Genomic DNA, 2,861 nt, shown 5'->3' on the forward strand with positions numbered 1-2,861 from the left:
AGTCTATCGGATAGCTGTTCATTTTCCCCCTCTAAAGCCTTTATTTTGGCTTTTAAGGCATCTTTTTCCCTATCGTTAACCGTTTTCCCTATCAAGCCGTAAAACTTCTCTGAAGCCTTAGAAATGAGTTTTTGGACGTTTTTCTTTGTTTCAATGGAACGTAGTTCTTTCTGAAGCTGAAGAAGCTGGTTTTGCACGTCCTTGTGCTTGTCTAACGCACTGGATATATCGTTGGATAGTTCCTGAAGCTGTTCTTTCGCACATTCGGTCTTGTACTGCATAGCCGATAAGTGTTTGCGATCAGAAGAAACACCACGTTCCATGCCCAGTGCTTCAGATGCTATGGTTTGGAGTTCTGCCATGTCATCACGCGATAAACGCACACTCTTCCCGTTCGGCTGCGTCCAATCGAAAACTACATGGGCGTGAAGGTTAGGTGTCCATTGCTTTGCGTTCATGTATCCTTCGTCCTTGTGTATATGGATTTGAAACGCTTCAATACCGAAACGTTCCTTGCAGACCGCAGCGAATTGCTGGAGTTCCTGCATGGTGGTTTCTTGCTTGATTACTATTACCCCCTCCCGTATGGGTGCTGCTTTAGTCTGCATCTTCTGCCCAACCGTATCGAAATATCTCTGTTTCGCACTCTCCAGCCGATGGGAGATGCTATCTCCAACCCAGCTTTCATTCAAATGACTAAGTTCCGGACGAACATAGTCCAACTCTTTTTCCCTAAAGTTGTGAATCTCGCTCCCCGGCTTCACTGCTTGTACATGAATACTTGTTGCTCCCATAAGTTAACATTTTTGTGACAATCGATAACAGCCGGTGACAGCCGGCTGACAGGGGGTTAAGGGGGCTTGTCCCCTTACACACGTACCCTTTAGGGTGCTAGTGTGCTATCACCATACTGCATAGGTGCGAAGTTAGTGAATGTTTTGTAAATGCACAAATAAAGGGGAAAACATTTGGATTTGCGACAATAAAGTACTACCTTTGTTGCTGACCAAACGGTAGCTGACCGATACGGGAGAGTTACCAAAATACAAGCCGCTGGAGTTAATTGACGGACATCCGACATCCCCAGCGGCTTTATTTTTGCCTATCTGCTTCGTCTAGGCATACCAGTACCTCTACTAAAAATGTACTTCAAAGATACTTATTTTCTACCGACTTGATAGTTTTTACCCCATATTCTTGGACATTTTTCCCCCATGAGGTTATCTTTGTAGGGTGAAAGAGAAACCCATAAACGGGGATAGATTGAATGCTGGGAAGCATAAACAATCGGGGTAAGGTTAGCGAACCTTGCCTTTCATCCCCCATTATAACTTTACATAGAGGAACTTTATCTATCCCCCCCCGCCCCCAAAGGGGGAGCGACCAAACGGCAGCTTCACTCAATGGAGTGTTACAGTTCATCAAAACCAAGTGATAACTGTCGTTTCTCTGCTTCTTCTTTCTTTTGGGCAGCTAAAGTCTTTTTCCGAACGTATGTTTTTGTAAATGAAACCCTATCCCCATTAAAGACAATCAACGGATTAATGAACCAATTATATTCGTTTGGACCTCTTGCTATGATTTCACTTTGTACGAGCTCTGCCAATCCTTTGTATATGGCTTTGTCTGATTTGTATTGGGTGTATTCTAAGCATTTTCGCCTATCGAAAATTATCATATCATTCTTAGGCTTCATGCAAGTTAGAATATACCCGAAAACCCGAATAGCTGATTGTGATAGATTGAAAAAAGCGGCAAAATTCGCAAGGTATAGTTTTGCAAATTGCTCTTCATCTACTTCTATTTGTCGGATAAACGAGGTTTTGAATACTTCTCCTGTATCTGTATCAGCAACAGCAACTACAGCTTTTTTATCACTTCCCGTACTACTTTTGTATTTCTTAACAACGTGATTTTCAATCCCTTCAATTGCTTGTTTCATAAAGGGGTTTTCTTCGTTTTTTTGAAAATCGGTTAATTTGAGTACTTTCTTATTTTCCATAAACATTCTATTTAGGCAAATTTGACTTTCTATATATCGGTGAAAAAGTATAATTTGATTTTCCACAAAGGAATATTTAAATTTCCATTAATACAATAAAAAAGCAAAATATATTTTCCTTTTTAACATCTAATAGGAAAGAGTGACTTTCTAATATGGAAAATCAGATTTTCCAATATGGAAAATACCCTATATTGAGTATCAACTACTTAACTTATTCTATTTCTTAAGTTCTTATTATACCCTAAAAACGGCATATAATCAACTACTTAAAAAATCATCGGTCGGGGAGCGCCCAGCGGCAAGGGGCGGGACCACCCGTCCCGACGAGCGCCCACACCATAAACTTTTTTTCGAATAAGCACACAACCGTTTTTCGAACCCTGCAAAATTTCTTCCGAACCCGAACGGCGTAACACTCCATTGAGTGAAGCTGCCGTTTGGTCGCTCCCCCTTTGGGGGCGGGGGGGGGTTACATACCCATGCCGAAACCTCTGCTTCTGGTGATTTGCTTGAGTAGGTCTTTCCCCTCTTCCATAGCTTTTGATATGTTTGGGAAATGATGCCTTAAAGCCTCCAGTTGTTCGGAATTGAACAAGTCTTTCATCTTACCAAGTTCTTTTTTCAATTCCTTGGTTTCGGTCTTTAGTTCTTGGTTCTCCGTTCTTAGTCGGTTACTGGTTGTCCTTGCATTGTCCATTTGCTGTCTATAATACTCCTTGTCGTTCTCGGCTTTGAATACCTTTGTGCCGTTTCGCTCTTTTTCAAGTATAGCCTTTCCCAGTCTATCGGATAGCTGTTCATTTTCCCCCTCTAAAGCCTTTATTTTGGCTTTTAAGGCATCTTTTTCCCTATCGTT

Annotated in this window: 2 protein-coding genes and 1 pseudogene; all 3 read right to left on the minus strand. The window is 41.5% G+C overall.

The window, feature by feature from the left end; translation table 11 throughout:
* Nucleotides 1-794: plasmid recombination protein (locus tag ABCM67_RS16120; protein WP_342993058.1), on the minus strand; the 794-nt coding region annotated here is incomplete at its 3' end.
* A 617-nt stretch (nt 795-1,411) separates the two neighbouring features.
* On the minus strand, nt 1,412-2,002 hold the full coding sequence (locus tag ABCM67_RS16125) for a hypothetical protein (protein WP_008670455.1): 591 nt from the start codon (nt 2,000-2,002) through the stop codon (nt 1,412-1,414).
* Between the two features lie 472 nt (nt 2,003-2,474).
* Nucleotides 2,475-2,861 (minus strand): annotated as a pseudogene (locus ABCM67_RS16130) (mobilization protein); the annotation flags it as partial.

It is taken from the genome of Blautia sp. 2227st1_G12_2227SCRN_220401 (assembly GCF_039062885.1).
GTDB lineage: Bacteria > Bacillota > Clostridia > Lachnospirales > Lachnospiraceae > Blautia_A > Blautia_A fusiformis.

Coding starts and splice junctions, on each gene's coding strand:
- ABCM67_RS16125 (WP_008670455.1), bottom strand. CDS start 2,002: ATGGAAAATAAGAAAGTACTCAAATTAACCGATTTTCAAAAAAACGAA.